Here is a 14,375-nt window from a genome sequence, read left to right on the forward strand (position 1 = left end):
ATCGCCTACTCGGAGGGGCGCTTGGGGCGCCAGACCACCAGCGCGCTCGTGTGCTGCACGTCCTGGTACGGGACCAGGTCGCGCCGGTACGACGCGTGCACCTGCGCCTCGCGCTGCTGCATGGCCGCGGCGGCGCCGTCCAGCGCCGAGGAGAGCTCGGCGACGCGCTGCTGGAGCGCGGCCACCTGGTTCTCCAGTTCGATGATGCGCTTGATGCCCGCGAGGTTGATGCCCTCGTCCTGCGACAGCTGCTGCACCGTGCGGAGCAGCTCGATGTCACGGGCCGAGTAGCGGCGGCCCCGGCCGGCCGTGCGGTCCGGGGAGACCAGGCCCAGGCGGTCGTACTGCCGCAGGGTCTGCGGGTGCAGGCCGGAGAGCTGGGCGGCCACCGAGATCACGTACACCGGCGATTCGTCGGTGAGTTCGTACGGGTTGCGTCGTCGGCCGTCGCCGTTCATGGCGTCACGCTCCCTTCGCGGCCTGGAACAGTTCTTCCCTGGGGTCCTCGTCCGCCGTGGCGTCGCGGTACGACTCCAGTGCCTCGCGCGCCTTGTCCGACAGCCGCGTCGGTACGGCGACCTCGACGGTGACCAGCAGGTCCCCGCGGGTGCCGTCCTTTCGGACCGCGCCCTTGCCGCGCGCCCGCATCGTACGGCCGTTCGGCGTGCCCGCCGGGAGCTTCAGCGTGACCGGCGGCCCGCCGAGGGTCGGCACCTTCACCTCGCCGCCGAGCGCGGCCTCCACGTAGGAGACCGGCACGGTGACGGTGAGGTTGTCGCCCTTGCGGCCGAAGACCGGGTGGGAGTCCACGTGGACCACCACGTACAGGTCGCCGGCGGGACCGCCGCGCTCGCCCGGCGCGCCCTTGCCGCGCAGCCGGATCCGCTGGCCGTCCAAGACGCCCGCCGGGATGCGGACCTGCATGGTGCGCGAGGAACGCGCCCGGCCGCTGCCCTTGCAGACCTCACAGGGGGTCTCGGCGATCAGGCCGCGCCCCTTGCAGTCGACGCAGGGGTCGGTGAGGGAGAAGCCGCCACCGCCGCCGCGCGAGACCTGTCCGGTGCCGACGCAGGTCGGGCACACCCGGGGCGTGCCGTTCTTGTCGCCGGTGCCGGAACAGGCCTTGCAGGGCGCCTGGGACGACATCCGGAGCGGGACGGTCGCGCCGTCCACCGCCTCCGTGAAGCTGAGGGTGACCTCGGACTCGATGTCCTGGCCGCGCCGGGGCTGCGTACGCGTGCCCGCGCCCGCACCCCGGCCGCCGAACAGGCCGCCGAAGACGTCCCCGAGTCCGCCGCCGAAACCGCCGGCCCCGCCTCCGGCCTGGGCACCCCCGAAGAGGTCGCCCAGGTCGAAGTTGAAGGAGCCGCCGGCCCCGGGACCGGGACGGAAGCCGCCGTTGCCGAAGAGCGCGCGGGCCTCGTCGTACTCCTTGCGCTTCTTGGGGTCGGCGAGGACGTCGTTCGCCTCGGAGATCTCCTTGAAGCGCTCCTCGGCCTCCGCGTTGCCCTTGTTGGCATCCGGGTGGAACTCGCGCGCGAGCTTCCGGTACGCCTTCTTGATCTCGGCCTCGGTGGCGTCCTTGGGGACGCCGAGAACCTTGTAGTAGTCCTTCTCCACGAAGTCCTTCGTGCTCATCGACGTCCCTCCTCCCGCGTGCGGGTGCTGCCTACTTCTTACTCACTGTCCTGCTCGGAGTCTTCCGACTCCTCCGCCTTGGCCTGCGCCCCGGGCTGGGGCTCGGCCACCGCGACGCGCGCGGGGCGGATCGTACGCTCGCCGATCCGGTACCCGGGCTGCAGGATCGCCACGCAGGTCGTCTCGGTGACGTCCGGCGCGTACGAGTGCATCAGGGCCTCGTGGATCGTCGGGTCGAAGGGCTCGCCCTCCTTGCCGAACTGCTGGAGGCCCATCTTGGCGACGACCGTCTCCAGGGATTCGGCCACCGACTTGAAACCGCCCACCAGTTCGCCGTGTTCCCGGGCGCGCCCGATGTCGTCGAGCGTGGGGAGGAGCTCGTTCAGGAGGCTCGCGACGGCGATCTCCTTGACCGTGATCCGGTCCCGCTCCACGCGGCGGCGGTAGTTCTGGTACTCGGCCTGGAGCCGCTGGAGGTCCGCGGTGCGCTCGCCGAGCGCCGTACGGGTCTGGTCCAGCTGGGCCACCAGGGCCACGTCCGTTGCGTCCCCGGCCGGGGCCGCCGCCTCCTTGGCGGAGTCGGCGGCCTTCGGCTCGTCGGGCGTGCCGTCGGCGGGGACTTCGGGCTTCTCATCGAAGCCCGGGGTCTCCTCCGACATCAGACCTGGCCGCCCTTCGGCTTGTCCTCGTCGATGATCTCGGCGTCGACGACGTCGTCGTCGGCGGCCTGGGCACCGGCGTCACCGGCAGCGGCACCGGCGGCACCCTGCGCGGCCTGGGCGTCGGCGTAGATCGCCTGGCCGAGCTTCTGGCTGACCGCGGCGACCTTCTCGGTCGCGGTGCGGATCTCGGCCGTGTCCTCGCCCTTGAGCTTCTCCTTCAGCTCGGCGAGGGCGCCCTCGACCTCGGTCTTGACGTCGCCCGGGACCTTGTCCTCGTTGTCCTTGAGGAACTTCTCGGTCTGGTAGACGAGCTGCTCGCCCTGGTTGCGGGTCTCGGCGGCCTCGCGGCGGCGGTGGTCCTCCTCCGCGTACTGCTCGGCCTCCTGGCGCATGCGGTCGACCTCGTCCTTGGCGAGCGAGGAGCCGCCGGTGACGGTCATCTTCTGCTCCTTGCCCGTGCCCAGGTCCTTCGCGGTCACGTGCATGATGCCGTTCGCGTCGATGTCGAAGGAGACCTCGATCTGCGGGACGCCACGGGGGGCCGGCGGCAGGCCGGTCAGCTCGAACATGCCGAGCTTCTTGTTGTACGCCGCGATCTCGCGCTCGCCCTGGTAGACCTGGATCTGCACCGACGGCTGGTTGTCCTCGGCCGTCGTGAAGATCTCGGACCGCTTGGTCGGGATCGTGGTGTTGCGCTCGATGAGCTTGGTCATGATGCCGCCCTTGGTCTCGATGCCGAGGGACAGCGGGGTCACGTCGAGGAGCAGGACGTCCTTGACCTCACCCTTGAGGACGCCGGCCTGGAGGGTGGCGCCGATGGCGACGACCTCGTCCGGGTTCACGCCCTTGTTGGCCTCCTTGCCGCCGGTCAGCTCCTTGACGAGCTCGGCGACGGCCGGCATGCGGGTGGAGCCGCCGACGAGGACGACGTGGTCGATCTCGGACAGGTTGATGCCCGCGTCCTTGATGACGTTGTGGAACGGCGTCTTGCAGCGCTCCAGGAGGTCCGCGGTCAGCTGCTGGAACTGGGCGCGGGTCAGCTTCTCGTCGAGGTGCAGGGGGCCCTCGGCGGAGGCCGTGATGTACGGCAGGTTGATGGTCGTCTCGGTGGAGGACGACAGCTCGATCTTCGCCTTCTCGGCGGCCTCGCGCAGACGCTGCAGGGCCATCTTGTCCTTGGACAGGTCCACGCCGTGGCCGTTGGCGAACTGCTTCACCAGGTAGTCGACGACGCGCTGGTCCCAGTCGTCACCACCGAGGTGGTTGTCACCGTTGGTGGCCTTCACCTCGACGACGCCGTCGCCGATCTCCAGGAGGGACACGTCGAAGGTGCCGCCACCGAGGTCGAAGACGAGAATGGTCTGGTCGTCCTTGTCGAGGCCGTACGCCAGGGCGGCCGCGGTGGGCTCGTTGACGATGCGGAGGACGTTCAGGCCCGCGATCTCGCCGGCCTCCTTGGTGGCCTGGCGCTCGGAGTCGTTGAAGTACGCCGGCACGGTGATGACCGCGTCGGTGACCTTCTCACCCAGGTAGGCCTCGGCGTCGCGCTTCAGCTTCTGCAGGATGAAGGCGCTCATCTGCTGCGGGTTGAAGTCCTTGCCGTCCAGGTTGATCTTCCAGTCGGTGCCCATGTGGCGCTTCACCGAGCGGATGGTGCGGTCCACGTTCGTGACCGCCTGGCGCTTGGCCACCTCGCCTACGAGGACCTCGCCGTTCTTGGCGAAGGCGACGACGGACGGCGTGGTCCTGGCACCCTCGGCGTTGGTGATGACGGTGGGCTCTCCGCCTTCGAGAACGCTGACGACGGAGTTAGTGGTGCCCAGGTCGATGCCGACCGCACGTGCCATTTTTGATTCCTCCATGACTTGAGTGGAACAGACTCAAGGATGCCGTACCGCTGCGCTGGCGTCAACAGACCTGAGCCCATGCGGCTCAACTCTTACGCGGCCCTTACGCTCACCCCACCGACGGGGTCCCGGGCCGAAGCCCGTGCTCCGGGGACACGGGGCACGCCCGACGAAGGCCGGCTGCGCACCCCCCGCACAGGCCGGGGGCACCCCCACGACCCGGCGCGCAACCCCCGAGCAGGCCCGCGGCAGCCCCGCGGCCTGGCCCGCAGCACCCGGGCCGGGTCCGGGGGCGGAGCCCCACGGGGGCCGGGCGGGAGGTCCCGCGGCCCGGCGCGCAGCGCCTGGGCGGGGGCCCGGGGCACAGCCCCGCGGGGGTCCGGGGCACAGCCCCGCGGGGGTCCGGGGCACAGCCCCGCGGGGGTCCGGGGCACAGCCCCGGTGAACGGGAGAAGGGTGGGGCCGGGGCATCTTTCCGCCTGCGCTCCCCGCGGCTCGCACGCGGACCCGGGATCCGGGCGGGGGCTCGGGCTCGGGCTCGGGCCGCAGCCGCGGGGACGGGTGCGGACCGGAACCGGCAGGGCAGCAGCCCGGCAGCGCAGCAGCCCGGCAGCGCAGCGGCCCGGCAGCGGGGGAGGATTCGGCGGCCGTGCGGGGGACCCCGCACGCGCGGCGCCCCGGCCCCGCGGAGCGGACGCGGCAGGGTGCCCCTATGCCCGCGCTCCCGCTGCCACCGCTCCCGGCGTCACTCCCGCGCCCCCGGCCCGGCACGGCCAAGCGCGGCACCGACCTGTTCGGCGCAGGCGTCGCGCTGGTCCTGGCGGCGCTCCCCCTGCTCGCCGTGGCCGCCGCGCTCGTCCTCACCACGCGCCGCTCCCCCCTCGTACGGGAAGAGGTCGCCGGCCGGGGCGGCACCACGTACCACCGCCACCTCTTCCGCGGGGCGCCCTGGGTCACCCGGTACGCCCTCGACGGGCTGCCCCAGCTGTTCGACGTGCTGCGCGGCGAGATGTCCCTGGTCGGTCCGCGTCCCCTGCCGCCCGGGGACGGGAACCCGCGCGAGCGGACCCTCGTACGCCCCGGCATGACCGGCCTCTGGCAGGTCAGCGCCCGCTCCGACCTCCCTTGGGAGGAGATGGGCCTGCTCGACCTGCACTACGTCGAACACCACTGGCTCGGCATGGACCTCGCGATCCTCGCGCAGACCCCCCGCGCCGCCCTCCGCGCCCGCCGCCCCGCGGCCGCCGCGCCCCGCGCCGAGGTGAGGGCGGCCTGAGCGACACAGATCACCGCCTGCACGACTACAGTGCGGCGGTGGGGGGCGGTAATCTCAGCTTGACTGAATAAGTTACCGCTTAGTAAGTGCCCGCCCGAGGAGCCCCCAATGCAACTCGCCGCGATCATCGTGTCGCTGGTCCTGACCGTGGTCGGCGTCGCGCTGCTCGCCCGAGCCGTGGCGTCCATCTACCGGTTCGTCAAGATCGGCCAGCCCGTACCGGCGGGCAGCCGCACGGACCGGCCGAAGGAACGGACGATCACCCTGGTCCGGGAGTTCCTGGGCCACACGCGCATGAACCGCTGGGGCATCGTCGGCTTCGCGCACTGGTTCGTCGCGATCGGCTTCCTGACGCTGCCGCCCACCCTGGTCCAGGCGTACGGGCAGCTCTTCCAGGCGGACTGGCTGCTGCCGATCGTCGGCGACTTCCTGCCGTTCGAGCTCTACACCGAGTTCATCGGCCTGATGACGGTCGTCGGCATCGTCGTCCTCATGGTGATCCGGCTGCTGTCGCTGCCCTCCCGGGCCGGCCGCAAGTCCCGCTTCGCGGGCTCGAAGGCCTGGCAGGCGTACTTCGTCGAGTACGTGATCCTCACCATCGGCCTCGCGATCCTCACCCTGCGCGGCCTTGAGGGCGCCATCCACGGCGTCGATCACTACGAGGCCGCGTACTTCGCCTCGTACCCGCTGGTCGAGGCCTTCAACGGGCTTGAGCTGAGCACGCTCCAGAACCTCATCTACGCCGTCGCCATGGTGAAGATCAGCGTCTCGCTGATCTGGATGATCGTGGTCTCGCTCAACACCAACATGGGTGTGGCCTGGCACCGCTTCCTGGGCTTCCCGAACATCTGGTTCAAGCGCAACGCCGACGGCGCGACCGCGCTCGGCGCGCTCCAGCCGATGACCTCGGGCGGCAAGGAGATCGACTTCGAGGACCCGGGCGAGGACGACGTCTTCGGCGTCTCCCAGGTCGAGCAGTTCTCCTGGAAGGGCATCCTCGACTTCTCCACCTGCACCGAGTGCGGCCGCTGCCAGTCGCAGTGCCCCGCGTGGAACACCGGCAAGCCGCTCTCGCCGAAGCTCCTGATCATGTCGCTGCGCGACCACGCGCACGCCAAGGCCCCGTACCTGCTGGCCGGCGGCGGCAAGACCATGGAGGGCGAGGAGAAGGCCACCGAGGAGCAGCTGAAGGACGTCCCGGCCGCCGCCCTGGCCGAGGCCGAGCGCCCGCTGATCGGCACCGCCGAGGAGAACGGCGTCATCGACCCGGACGTGCTGTGGTCCTGCACCACCTGCGGTGCGTGCGTGGAGCAGTGCCCGGTCGACATCGAGCACATCGACCACATCGTCGACATGCGCCGCTACCAGGTGATGATCGAGTCCGCCTTCCCGTCGGAGGCCGGCACGATGCTGAAGAACCTGGAGAAGAAGGGCAACCCCTGGGGTCTGGCCAAGAAGCAGCGCGTCGAGTGGACGAAGGAGGTCGACTTCGAGGTCCCGATCGTCGGCAAGGACGTCGAGGACCTGTCGGAGGTCGACTACCTCTACTGGGTCGGCTGCGCCGGCGCCCTGGAGGACCGGGCCAAGAAGACCACCAAGGCCTTCGCGGAGCTGCTGCACATCGCGGGCGTCAAGTTCGCGATCATGGGCGGCGAGGAGAAGTGCACCGGTGACTCGCCGCGCCGCCTGGGCAACGAGCCGCTGTTCCAGCAGCTGGGCCAGGAGAACGTCGCGATGCTGAACATGGCGTTCGGCGAGGACGACGAGGACGAGTCGACGAAGAAGCCGAAGTCGGCGAAGAAGATCGTCTCCACCTGCCCGCACTGCTTCAACACCATCGCGAACGAGTACCCGCAGCTCGGCGGCGACTACGAGGTCATCCACCACACGCAGCTGCTCCAGCACCTCATCGACGAGGGCAAGCTCGTCCCCGTCACGCCGGTCGACGGTCTGATCACCTACCACGACCCGTGCTACCTGGGCCGTCACAACAAGGTCTACACGCCGCCGCGCGAGATCATGTCCGCCGTCCCGGGCCTGCGCCAGCAGGAGATGCACCGCCACAAGGAGCGCGGCTTCTGCTGCGGCGCCGGTGGTGCGCGCATGTGGATGGAGGAGCGGATCGGCAAGCGCATCAACACCGAGCGCGTGGACGAGGCGCTGTCCCTCAACCCGGACATCGTCTCCACCGCCTGCCCGTTCTGCCTCGTCATGCTGACCGACTCGGTCAACGGCAAGAAGAACGACGGCCAGGCCAAGGAGTCGCTCCAGGTCGTGGACGTGGCGCAGCTGCTGCTGGACTCGGTGAAGACCCCGGTCGAGCCGGAGTCGGACGGCGAGGGCGTCTCCGAGCCGGAGCCCGAGCCCGCGAAGTAGCCGCGTAGCCGCACAGCCGCTCCATCGCACAGCCGAAGGCGAACGGCCGGTCTGCCCCCCGTGGCAGGACCGGCCGTTCGCGTGTGCGGGGGCCGGGATCAGCCCTGGTGGCGGGCGTCACAGAAGGGCGAAGCCCAGGCCCGCGGCACCCGCGGCGGCCATGCCGCCGCCGGCGGCGACCAGGACCGGGGCGTCGGAGCCCTTGGCCTCGACGCCCTGGGCACCGGCCTTCACGCCGCCCTTGGGCAGGACCTGGGGGGCCGTGGCCTCCTTGACCTGACGGGCGTCCGTGGCGCCCTTGGCGTCCGTGGCGCTCTTGGCGTCCTTGGCCGAGGTGATGACGGCGGCCTTGCGGCCGGTCCTGCGGTCGACCTTGTACTGCTCGACCAGCCTGCCGTGGAAGTCGTACACCCAGCTGTCGCCGCCGTTGCGGCCGTCGATCACCACGAACTTGGCGCGCTTGCCGTCCTTGACGATCTTGTAGGTCCAGCCGTCGTTGACGGTGCTGGGGTGCTTCGGGTCGAGGGTGCCGAGGTGATTGCCGTTCGGCATGGAGATCACGGCACGGGGGCCGTTCGCGCCCTTGATCAGCTTGGCGATGCGGCCGTCGGGCATCTTGACCACGGCGACGGAGACGGCCGGGACGGTCTTCTTCTGGTGCTTCTGGTGCTTCTGGTGCTTCTCGTGCTTCTCGTGCTTCTTGTGCTGCGGCTTCTGCTGCTTCTTGCCGCCCTCGACCCACGAGGTCACGGTGCCGTTGGACTGGAGGACCACGTGCAGACCGTTGTTCTGGCCGTAGGCCGGCCGTCCGCCCGTGGAGACGAGGGTGTCGACCGTGACGCCGTCGGCGGAGATCACGGCCTCGAAGTGGTCGGGGCCGATCTTGTGGACCTTCGCCACGGAGCCGTCGGCGAGGCGGACCGTGGTGACGAACTGACGGACGTTGTCCCTGCCCTTCTCCTTGCCGGGCAGGACCTCGGGCTTCGCCTCGTCCTGGGTCCCGTCCTTGCCCGGGAGGACCTCCGGCTGCCCGTCCGGGTTCGCGGGCTGCTCGACGCCGGGGGCCACCGGCTCGCCGGCGGCCGGCGAGGCGGCGAAGGCAGCGTGGGCCGGGAGGGCCAGGGCGACGACCGCCCCGGTGGCGACGGCAGCGGTACGGACGGTGCGACGGATGACGCGCATGACGGTTCCTCGTGACTTCGTTGGGTGCGTGACCTGCGGTTCTTCGCTTTCCAGGCCCCTTGCGGTGGCGACAGATGCGAAGTTACGCACCATTTGTCTGGACCATCCGTCGGGAACGTAACGGCCGACCGCAGACTCCCCCACGACACCGTAAATGCCTCTGATCCCCATAAAACAGACCCGAGGCGGACCCCCATGACCCTCCCAGGGTCCCCCTAGGGGATGTCACAGCTCAGCCGCAAAGGCTCCCGGTTCCGGCCGCCCGCCCACCCTCTCCGCGACGACCAGGTACTTTCGATCACGTGGCTGGATTCAGGATCGGACGCGGCCGGGACAACCGCACCCCCCAACAACCCCCGCGGCAGCAGCCGTACGGACAGCAGCATGTGCCGCCGTACGGGCAGCAGCCCTACCCCCCGCAGCAGCAGTACCCCCCTCAGGGGCCGCCGCAGCACTGGCCCCAGCAGGGCGGCGAGACCATGGGCGGCCAGGGCGAGCCGGAGTACTTCGACCCGTACCACCAGGCCCCCCAGGGCGGCGGCTACGCCCCCCAGGGCGGCCCGCAGTACGGCGCCGGGCACGGTGACCCGTACTCCGCGGACAACCCCGGTCACACCCGGGCGTTCTCGATCGGCGAGGAGCCCTACGGCGGCGGCGCGACCTACCAGGCCGGCCAGGCGGCGCCCCCCGCGGGCCCCCGGCTGCCCTGGAAGCAGCTCCTGAGCGGCATCGTCCTCCGTCCGGGGCCGACCTTCCTCCGGATGCGGGACTACCCCGTCTGGGGCCCGGCGCTGACCGTGACGTTCCTGTACGGGCTGCTCGCGGTCTTCGGGCTGGACGACACGCGCGAGGACGCGATCAACTCCACCCTCTCGAAGGCCGTCCCGATCGTGCTGTCGGCCGGCGTGGCCTTCGTGGTCTGCGGCCTCATCCTCGGCGCCGTCACCCACACGCTGGCCCGCCAGCTGGGCGGCGACGGCTCCTGGCAGCCCACCGTGGGCCTGTCGATGCTGGTCATGTCCATCACGGACGCCCCGCGGCTGGTCTTCGCGATGTTCCTGGGCGGCGAGCACGCCCTGGTGCAGGTCCTCGGCTGGGCCACCTGGGTGGCAGCCGGCGCGCTCTTCACGTCGCTGATCAGCAAGGCGCACGACCTGCCGTGGCCGAAGGCCCTCGGCGCCTCGGCGATCCAGCTGGTCGCCCTGCTGTCGATCATCAAGCTGGGCACGCTCTAGCCGCGCCCCCACGAGCCACACGAAAGGGCCCCCGCCGGATTCCGGCGGGGGCCCTTCGTGCGTCCGGGGAACGGGACTCAGGCGTCCAGCACCTGGCCCTCGCGCTTCACGACGGGCGGCTCGACGCTCCACGGGAACTCGATCCAGTCGTCCGTGCGCTTCCACACGTACTCGCACTTCACCAGCGAGTGGGACTTCTCGTAGATCACGGCGGACCGGACCTCGGCGACGTTGCCGACGCAGAAGTCGTGGACCAGCTTCAGGGTCTTGCCGGTGTCGGCCACGTCGTCCGCGATCAGCACCTTCTTGTCGGAGAAGTCGATCGCGTCGGGCACGGGCGCCAGCATGACGGGCATTTCGAGGGTCGTTCCCACGCCGGTGTAGAACTCCACGTTCACGAGGTGGATGTTCTTGCAGTCCAGGGCGTACGCCAGGCCGCCGGCCACGAAGACGCCGCCGCGGGCGATGGAGAGGATGATGTCCGGCTCGTAGCCGTCGTCGGCGATGGTCTGCGCGAGCTCGCGCACGGCGTTGCCGAAGCCCTCGTACGTCAGGGACTCTCGCACTGCGCTCATACCGGCCTTCACTTCCTGACTTCGGTGCGGTGGAAGTTCACGAAGGACCGCGAGGCCGTCGGGCCGCGCTGGCCCTGGTAACGCGACCCGTACCGCTCGCTTCCGTACGGGAACTCCGCGGGCGAGCTGAGCCGGAACATGCACAGCTGCCCGATCTTCATTCCCGGCCAGAGCTTGATCGGAAGCGTGGCCAGGTTCGACAGCTCCAGGGTCACGTGACCCGAGAAGCCCGGGTCGATGAACCCGGCCGTCGAATGCGTGACCAGCCCCAGCCTGCCCAGGCTGGACTTCCCCTCCAGTCTGGAGGCGATGTCGTCCGGCAGCGAGATGACCTCGTACGTCGAGGCGAGGACGAACTCGCCCGGGTGGAGGATGAAGGCCTCGTCGCCCTCGGGCTCGACCAGCCGGGTCAGATCGCTCTGCTCCTCGGCGGGGTCGATGTGCGGGTAACGGTGGTTCTCGAACACTCGGAAGAACCGGTCGAGACGCACGTCGATGCTGGAGGGCTGCACCATCGATTCGTCGAACGGGTCGATGCGCACCCGTCCGCTGTCGATCTCGGCCCGGATGTCCTTGTCTGAGAGAAGCACGTCCCGAGGATACGCAAGGCGCGCGGCCCCGCCCCAATCAGGACAGCCCGCGCGCCTCCCACTGTCAGCCGCTACCGCTTCACCGGCACCGCGTGCCGGAGCCGTGCGCAGCGCGGGCAGCGGATGAGCCGCCCGGGCCCGATCCGTCCGGCTCCGAGCTGCTGCATCGGGAACGAGGCGGTGCTGAATACGTGCCCTTCGGCACAACGGACGACGGTGTGCTCCATCGAGTCCCTTTCCCCAACGAGCCGACTGCGACGAATCGCCACATTAGGGGATGAACCACTGAGCGCTCCACGCGCCGCTCCGCCCGCCCACGGTACGCCTCAACTCCCGCCCCGCGCATGCCTGTCCCCCACCCCGAACAACACGAAGGCCCCGCGGCTTCTCCGCCGGGGGCCTGGCATGGGGTAGAGTATGCGACGATGCATCACACACAACCGATGCACCATGCGGATGTAGTTTAATGGTAGAACATGAGCTTCCCAAGCTTATAGCGCGGGTTCGATTCCCGTCATCCGCTCCACGACAAAGCCCCAGGTCAGCGACCTGGGGCTTGTTTGTTGTCTAGACCTCTCAGGGCCCGCGTGCCATTCGCGTGCCATAAGTGCCGTAACGGGGCGTCAGATTGGGCGCCGAATCGTCACTCGCGGCCACCGGGCGCCGAGCCGTCTCGGATTCCGAGACGCATTTCGTGTGACCTGCACCACACACGCAGGGGTGCGGCCCCGGCTGCCTGCCGGAACCGCACCCCTGTACTTCACCTCCGCCGGGCCGCTCCCGCAGGAGCCGCGAGCGGGGGAACGATCCTGCGGACAGTGGCGCTCGCGCCGGTGCCCGACCCACGACCCGCCGACGTGCGCTGGCTGCGGACGGTGGCGTCGATGTCATCGGCGAGCCTGCGCTGATGCTCCTTGGTGGAGTGCTGATAAATCAGCTGCGCCCGCTCGGACGACTGGCCAGCTCGCACCATCAGGTCCTTCAGCTTGGCCCCGGTATCGGCGGCGAGGGTGTTGCCGGTGTGGCGCAGGTCGTAGAAGCGGAAGCACTTCGGCATGCCGACCGCGTCGCGGGCCTTGCGCCACTTGCGGCCGAAGGTGGTGCCCCGCAGCGCCGCACCCCTCTCCCCCACGAAGACCAGGCCGTCGGGCCCGTCCTTGGCGAACCATTCCAGGTGCCGGCGGACATCGAGGAGCACGAAGGACGGCAGCGCGATCTCCCGTTTGCCCGCACGGGACTTGGGATCCCCGATCACCCGGCGGCCGGTATTCAGCTCCGGCGCGGCACGCCGGACCCAGACCGAGCCAGCATCGAGGTCGATGTCGGCGCGTCGCAGCTCGGCCAGCTCCTCCGGGCGCATGGAGGCGAAGGCGCCCAGCAGAACCATCAGCCGCCAGCGGATCCCGATGGCCTCGGCGAGCGCAAGGACCTGATCGACAGTGGCCACCGGCCGCTCGTCCGCGTCCTCGCGGCCCGCTCCGCGGATGGAGCAGGGGTTGCGCCGTATCAGCTCGTCCTCGACAGCCGTCTGCATGATGGCCTTCAGCAGCCGGTATGACTTGGCGGTGGTGGTGTCACCGGTCGCCTTGAGCCGCTCCGCGCGCCAGGTCCTGACCTTGGCAGGGCTGATGGTGTTGACGTGCTGCTCACCGAAGGTCGGCTCCAGGTGGAGGCGCAGCAGCCTCCGGTACAGCTCCTCGGTAGTCGGAGCGATGCCGCGCTCATCGATCCAGCGCTTGGCGTACTCGGCGAACAGCACCTCGCCGGCCATCGGGTCGATCCAGTCGCCTCTGGCCTGGTCGGCCTGGATCTGGGCGAGGAACACCTCAGCGTCGCGCTTGGTCTCGTAGGTCTGCGGGGCCGCGCGCAGGATGCCGCCTGCGCCTGGGTAGCGGGCCTGGTAGCGGCCCGAGGGCAGTTTGCGGATCGCGCCGAAGCTGCGGCGCGGTGCCCTTCTGCGGGATCGCGTCACTCAGACCACCAGCCCGAAGCGCGCCTGTCGGCCCCGCAGGGGTTCGACGGTCTGCTCCTCGATGTACGCGGTCAGGACGCTGTCGGCGATGCGGACATGCTTGCCGAACTTGGCGTAGCCGATGCGACGTTCGGAGATGAGGCGCCGGATGAAGCGCACGCCGGTGCCGAGGCGTTCGGCAGCCTGCTCCACGGTGAGGAAGGTGTCGGGGATGGTCACCTCCTTCGCGGTGCGGGGACGCTGGGCGGAGATGTGGGGTATCGCCGTGTGGCGCAAGCAGTGCTCCATATCTGGCCTCGGCTGGGTGAACTTGGGCGGGGGCGGCAACCCCCTGATAGCCGGGCCGGTGTGTCGTTCAGGGACGGGACAGGCAGTAGAGCCGCGGTCTGGGGGTTTGCGGGCCCAGGGCGGCGTCTGGAGCGGTCGGCGGCTACCGGCCGGGTGGCGGGCCGAACTGCTCCTGGTTGATCTTCATGGTGTTCTCGGCGATGGCGTTGCTGACCATCACGTCGGCCTCCTCGCGGATCTCTGGGTGCTCGGCGAGGTAGGCGGCCAGTTCATCGGTGGCGCGCCTGTAGGCGTGCTGGGCGCGCTGGGCGGTCGCGTTGGTGGCGATCACCGCGTCGATCAGCTCCAGGGCCGGGCCAGCGGCCAGCGTGGGCGGGCCGACCAGGTTGGACAGGGACAGGTCGAAGATCTCCGCGAAGCCGATGGCCTCGTCAAGGTTGATGCGGCGCTTGCGGTTCTCGATGCGCCACACGGCCGACGGGTTCATCTCGTAGCCGGCCTCGTTAAGCAGGTCGGACACCAAGGTGGTGCTCCAGCCCCTCTTGTCGCGCTCGACCTTGATCCGTGTGGCGACGTTGTCCTCGCCTCTGAGGAGCACACCCTCTGGTGCCTCCTCGTCGTGTTCTTGGTGATCGTCTTGGGCCATCACACCTCCGCGTCGGGCAGCCGTCGGTACCGAGTCGTAGCGACAGGAAAAACCATACCATGCAATCTGCGCTAGGCAGAGCTTCCTA

13 protein-coding genes and 1 tRNA gene are annotated in these 14,375 nt (G+C 69.9%); 4 read left to right on the plus strand and 10 right to left on the minus strand.

Annotation, left to right across the window (positions count from 1 at the left end):
• Nucleotides 1–5 precede the first annotated feature (5 nt).
• The 4 genes from ACIF6F_RS09405 to dnaK are packed head-to-tail and all read right to left on the minus strand — an operon-like array spanning nucleotide 6 to nucleotide 4,147.
• Complete coding sequence (locus ACIF6F_RS09405) at nucleotides 6–458, minus strand: heat shock protein transcriptional repressor HspR (RefSeq protein WP_399943553.1); 453 nt, start codon at nucleotides 456–458, stop codon at nucleotides 6–8.
• A gap of 4 nt (nucleotides 459–462) precedes the next feature.
• Complete coding sequence (gene dnaJ / locus ACIF6F_RS09410) at nucleotides 463–1,638, minus strand: molecular chaperone DnaJ (protein ID WP_399943556.1); 1,176 nt, start codon at nucleotides 1,636–1,638, stop codon at nucleotides 463–465.
• Nucleotides 1,639–1,676: 38 nt separating this feature from the next.
• Nucleotides 1,677–2,297, minus strand: coding sequence for a nucleotide exchange factor GrpE (grpE, locus tag ACIF6F_RS09415; RefSeq protein ID WP_399943558.1), 621 nt, complete (start codon nucleotides 2,295–2,297; stop codon nucleotides 1,677–1,679).
• Nucleotides 2,297–4,147: a molecular chaperone DnaK gene (gene dnaK / locus ACIF6F_RS09420; RefSeq protein ID WP_399943560.1), complete on the minus strand. Its 1,851-nt coding sequence runs from the start codon at nucleotides 4,145–4,147 to the stop codon at nucleotides 2,297–2,299. Before dnaK ends, grpE begins: the two co-directional genes overlap by 1 nt.
• Nucleotides 4,148–4,859: 712 nt before the next feature.
• Here dnaK and ACIF6F_RS09425 point away from each other — a divergent pair.
• Together ACIF6F_RS09425 and ACIF6F_RS09430 are read left to right on the plus strand one after the other, a co-directional pair.
• A complete protein-coding gene (locus tag ACIF6F_RS09425; RefSeq protein ID WP_399943563.1) occupies nucleotides 4,860–5,423 on the plus strand; it encodes a sugar transferase in 564 nt (187 codons plus the stop codon).
• 108 nt (nucleotides 5,424–5,531) lie between these two features.
• A complete protein-coding gene (locus tag ACIF6F_RS09430; RefSeq protein WP_399943565.1) occupies nucleotides 5,532–7,799 on the plus strand; it encodes a (Fe-S)-binding protein in 2,268 nt (755 codons plus the stop codon).
• A gap of 117 nt (nucleotides 7,800–7,916) precedes the next feature.
• Here the strand turns inward: ACIF6F_RS09430 and ACIF6F_RS09435 are convergent, their stop codons facing one another.
• Nucleotides 7,917–8,981, minus strand: a complete 1,065-nt coding sequence (locus ACIF6F_RS09435) for a hypothetical protein (RefSeq protein WP_399943568.1) — start codon at nucleotides 8,979–8,981, stop codon at nucleotides 7,917–7,919.
• Nucleotides 8,982–9,283: 302 nt separating this feature from the next.
• Here ACIF6F_RS09435 and ACIF6F_RS09440 point away from each other — a divergent pair, with 302 nt between their 5' ends.
• Nucleotides 9,284–10,216: a Yip1 family protein gene (locus ACIF6F_RS09440; protein ID WP_399943571.1), complete on the plus strand. Its 933-nt coding sequence runs from the start codon at nucleotides 9,284–9,286 to the stop codon at nucleotides 10,214–10,216.
• Between the two features lie 77 nt (nucleotides 10,217–10,293).
• Here the strand turns inward: ACIF6F_RS09440 and ACIF6F_RS09445 are convergent, their stop codons facing one another.
• On the minus strand, nucleotides 10,294–10,791 hold the full coding sequence (locus ACIF6F_RS09445; protein WP_399943572.1) for a phosphoribosyltransferase: 498 nt from the start codon (nucleotides 10,789–10,791) through the stop codon (nucleotides 10,294–10,296).
• 8 nt (nucleotides 10,792–10,799) lie between these two features.
• Nucleotides 10,800–11,381 (minus strand): dCTP deaminase, encoded by a 582-nt coding sequence (gene dcd / locus ACIF6F_RS09450; RefSeq protein WP_399943575.1) that lies wholly within the window; start codon nucleotides 11,379–11,381, stop codon nucleotides 10,800–10,802.
• A gap of 452 nt (nucleotides 11,382–11,833) precedes the next feature.
• On the opposite strand from dcd, the gene ACIF6F_RS09455 reads away from it, so the two are divergent.
• Nucleotides 11,834–11,907: transfer RNA gene (locus ACIF6F_RS09455), tRNA-Gly, on the plus strand.
• A 234-nt stretch (nucleotides 11,908–12,141) separates the two neighbouring features.
• Here the strand turns inward: ACIF6F_RS09455 and ACIF6F_RS09460 are convergent.
• The 3 genes from ACIF6F_RS09460 to ACIF6F_RS09470 all read right to left on the minus strand — a co-directional run bounded on the left by ACIF6F_RS09460 (nucleotide 12,142) and on the right by ACIF6F_RS09470 (nucleotide 14,287).
• A complete protein-coding gene (locus tag ACIF6F_RS09460; protein WP_399943576.1) occupies nucleotides 12,142–13,353 on the minus strand; it encodes a tyrosine-type recombinase/integrase in 1,212 nt (403 codons plus the stop codon).
• Complete coding sequence (locus tag ACIF6F_RS09465; protein ID WP_399943578.1) at nucleotides 13,354–13,629, minus strand: helix-turn-helix domain-containing protein; 276 nt, start codon at nucleotides 13,627–13,629, stop codon at nucleotides 13,354–13,356.
• Between the two features lie 154 nt (nucleotides 13,630–13,783).
• On the minus strand, nucleotides 13,784–14,287 hold the full coding sequence (locus tag ACIF6F_RS09470) for a helix-turn-helix transcriptional regulator (RefSeq protein ID WP_329382950.1): 504 nt from the start codon (nucleotides 14,285–14,287) through the stop codon (nucleotides 13,784–13,786).
• Nucleotides 14,288–14,375: the final 88 nt, after the last annotated feature.

This window comes from Streptomyces sp. NPDC086023, assembly GCF_044540325.1.
Taxonomy (GTDB): domain Bacteria; phylum Actinomycetota; class Actinomycetes; order Streptomycetales; family Streptomycetaceae; genus Streptomyces.

What these genes read in the sequence shown, in the direction of transcription:
- ACIF6F_RS09435 (WP_399943568.1), bottom strand. Translation starts at nt 8,981, where the DNA reads ATGCGCGTCATCCGTCGCACCGTCCGTACCGCTGCCGTCGCCACCGGG.
- ACIF6F_RS09405 (WP_399943553.1), bottom strand. Translation starts at nt 458, where the DNA reads ATGAACGGCGACGGCCGACGACGCAACCCGTACGAACTCACCGACGAA.
- ACIF6F_RS09445 (WP_399943572.1), bottom strand. Translation starts at nt 10,791, where the DNA reads ATGAGCGCAGTGCGAGAGTCCCTGACGTACGAGGGCTTCGGCAACGCC.
- ACIF6F_RS09425 (WP_399943563.1), top strand. Translation starts at nt 4,860, where the DNA reads ATGCCCGCGCTCCCGCTGCCACCGCTCCCGGCGTCACTCCCGCGCCCC.
- ACIF6F_RS09430 (WP_399943565.1), top strand. Translation starts at nt 5,532, where the DNA reads ATGCAACTCGCCGCGATCATCGTGTCGCTGGTCCTGACCGTGGTCGGC.
- dnaJ (WP_399943556.1), bottom strand. Translation starts at nt 1,638, where the DNA reads ATGAGCACGAAGGACTTCGTGGAGAAGGACTACTACAAGGTTCTCGGC.
- grpE (WP_399943558.1), bottom strand. Translation starts at nt 2,297, where the DNA reads ATGTCGGAGGAGACCCCGGGCTTCGATGAGAAGCCCGAAGTCCCCGCC.
- ACIF6F_RS09470 (WP_329382950.1), bottom strand. Translation starts at nt 14,287, where the DNA reads ATGGCCCAAGACGATCACCAAGAACACGACGAGGAGGCACCAGAGGGT.
- dnaK (WP_399943560.1), bottom strand. Translation starts at nt 4,147, where the DNA reads ATGGCACGTGCGGTCGGCATCGACCTGGGCACCACTAACTCCGTCGTC.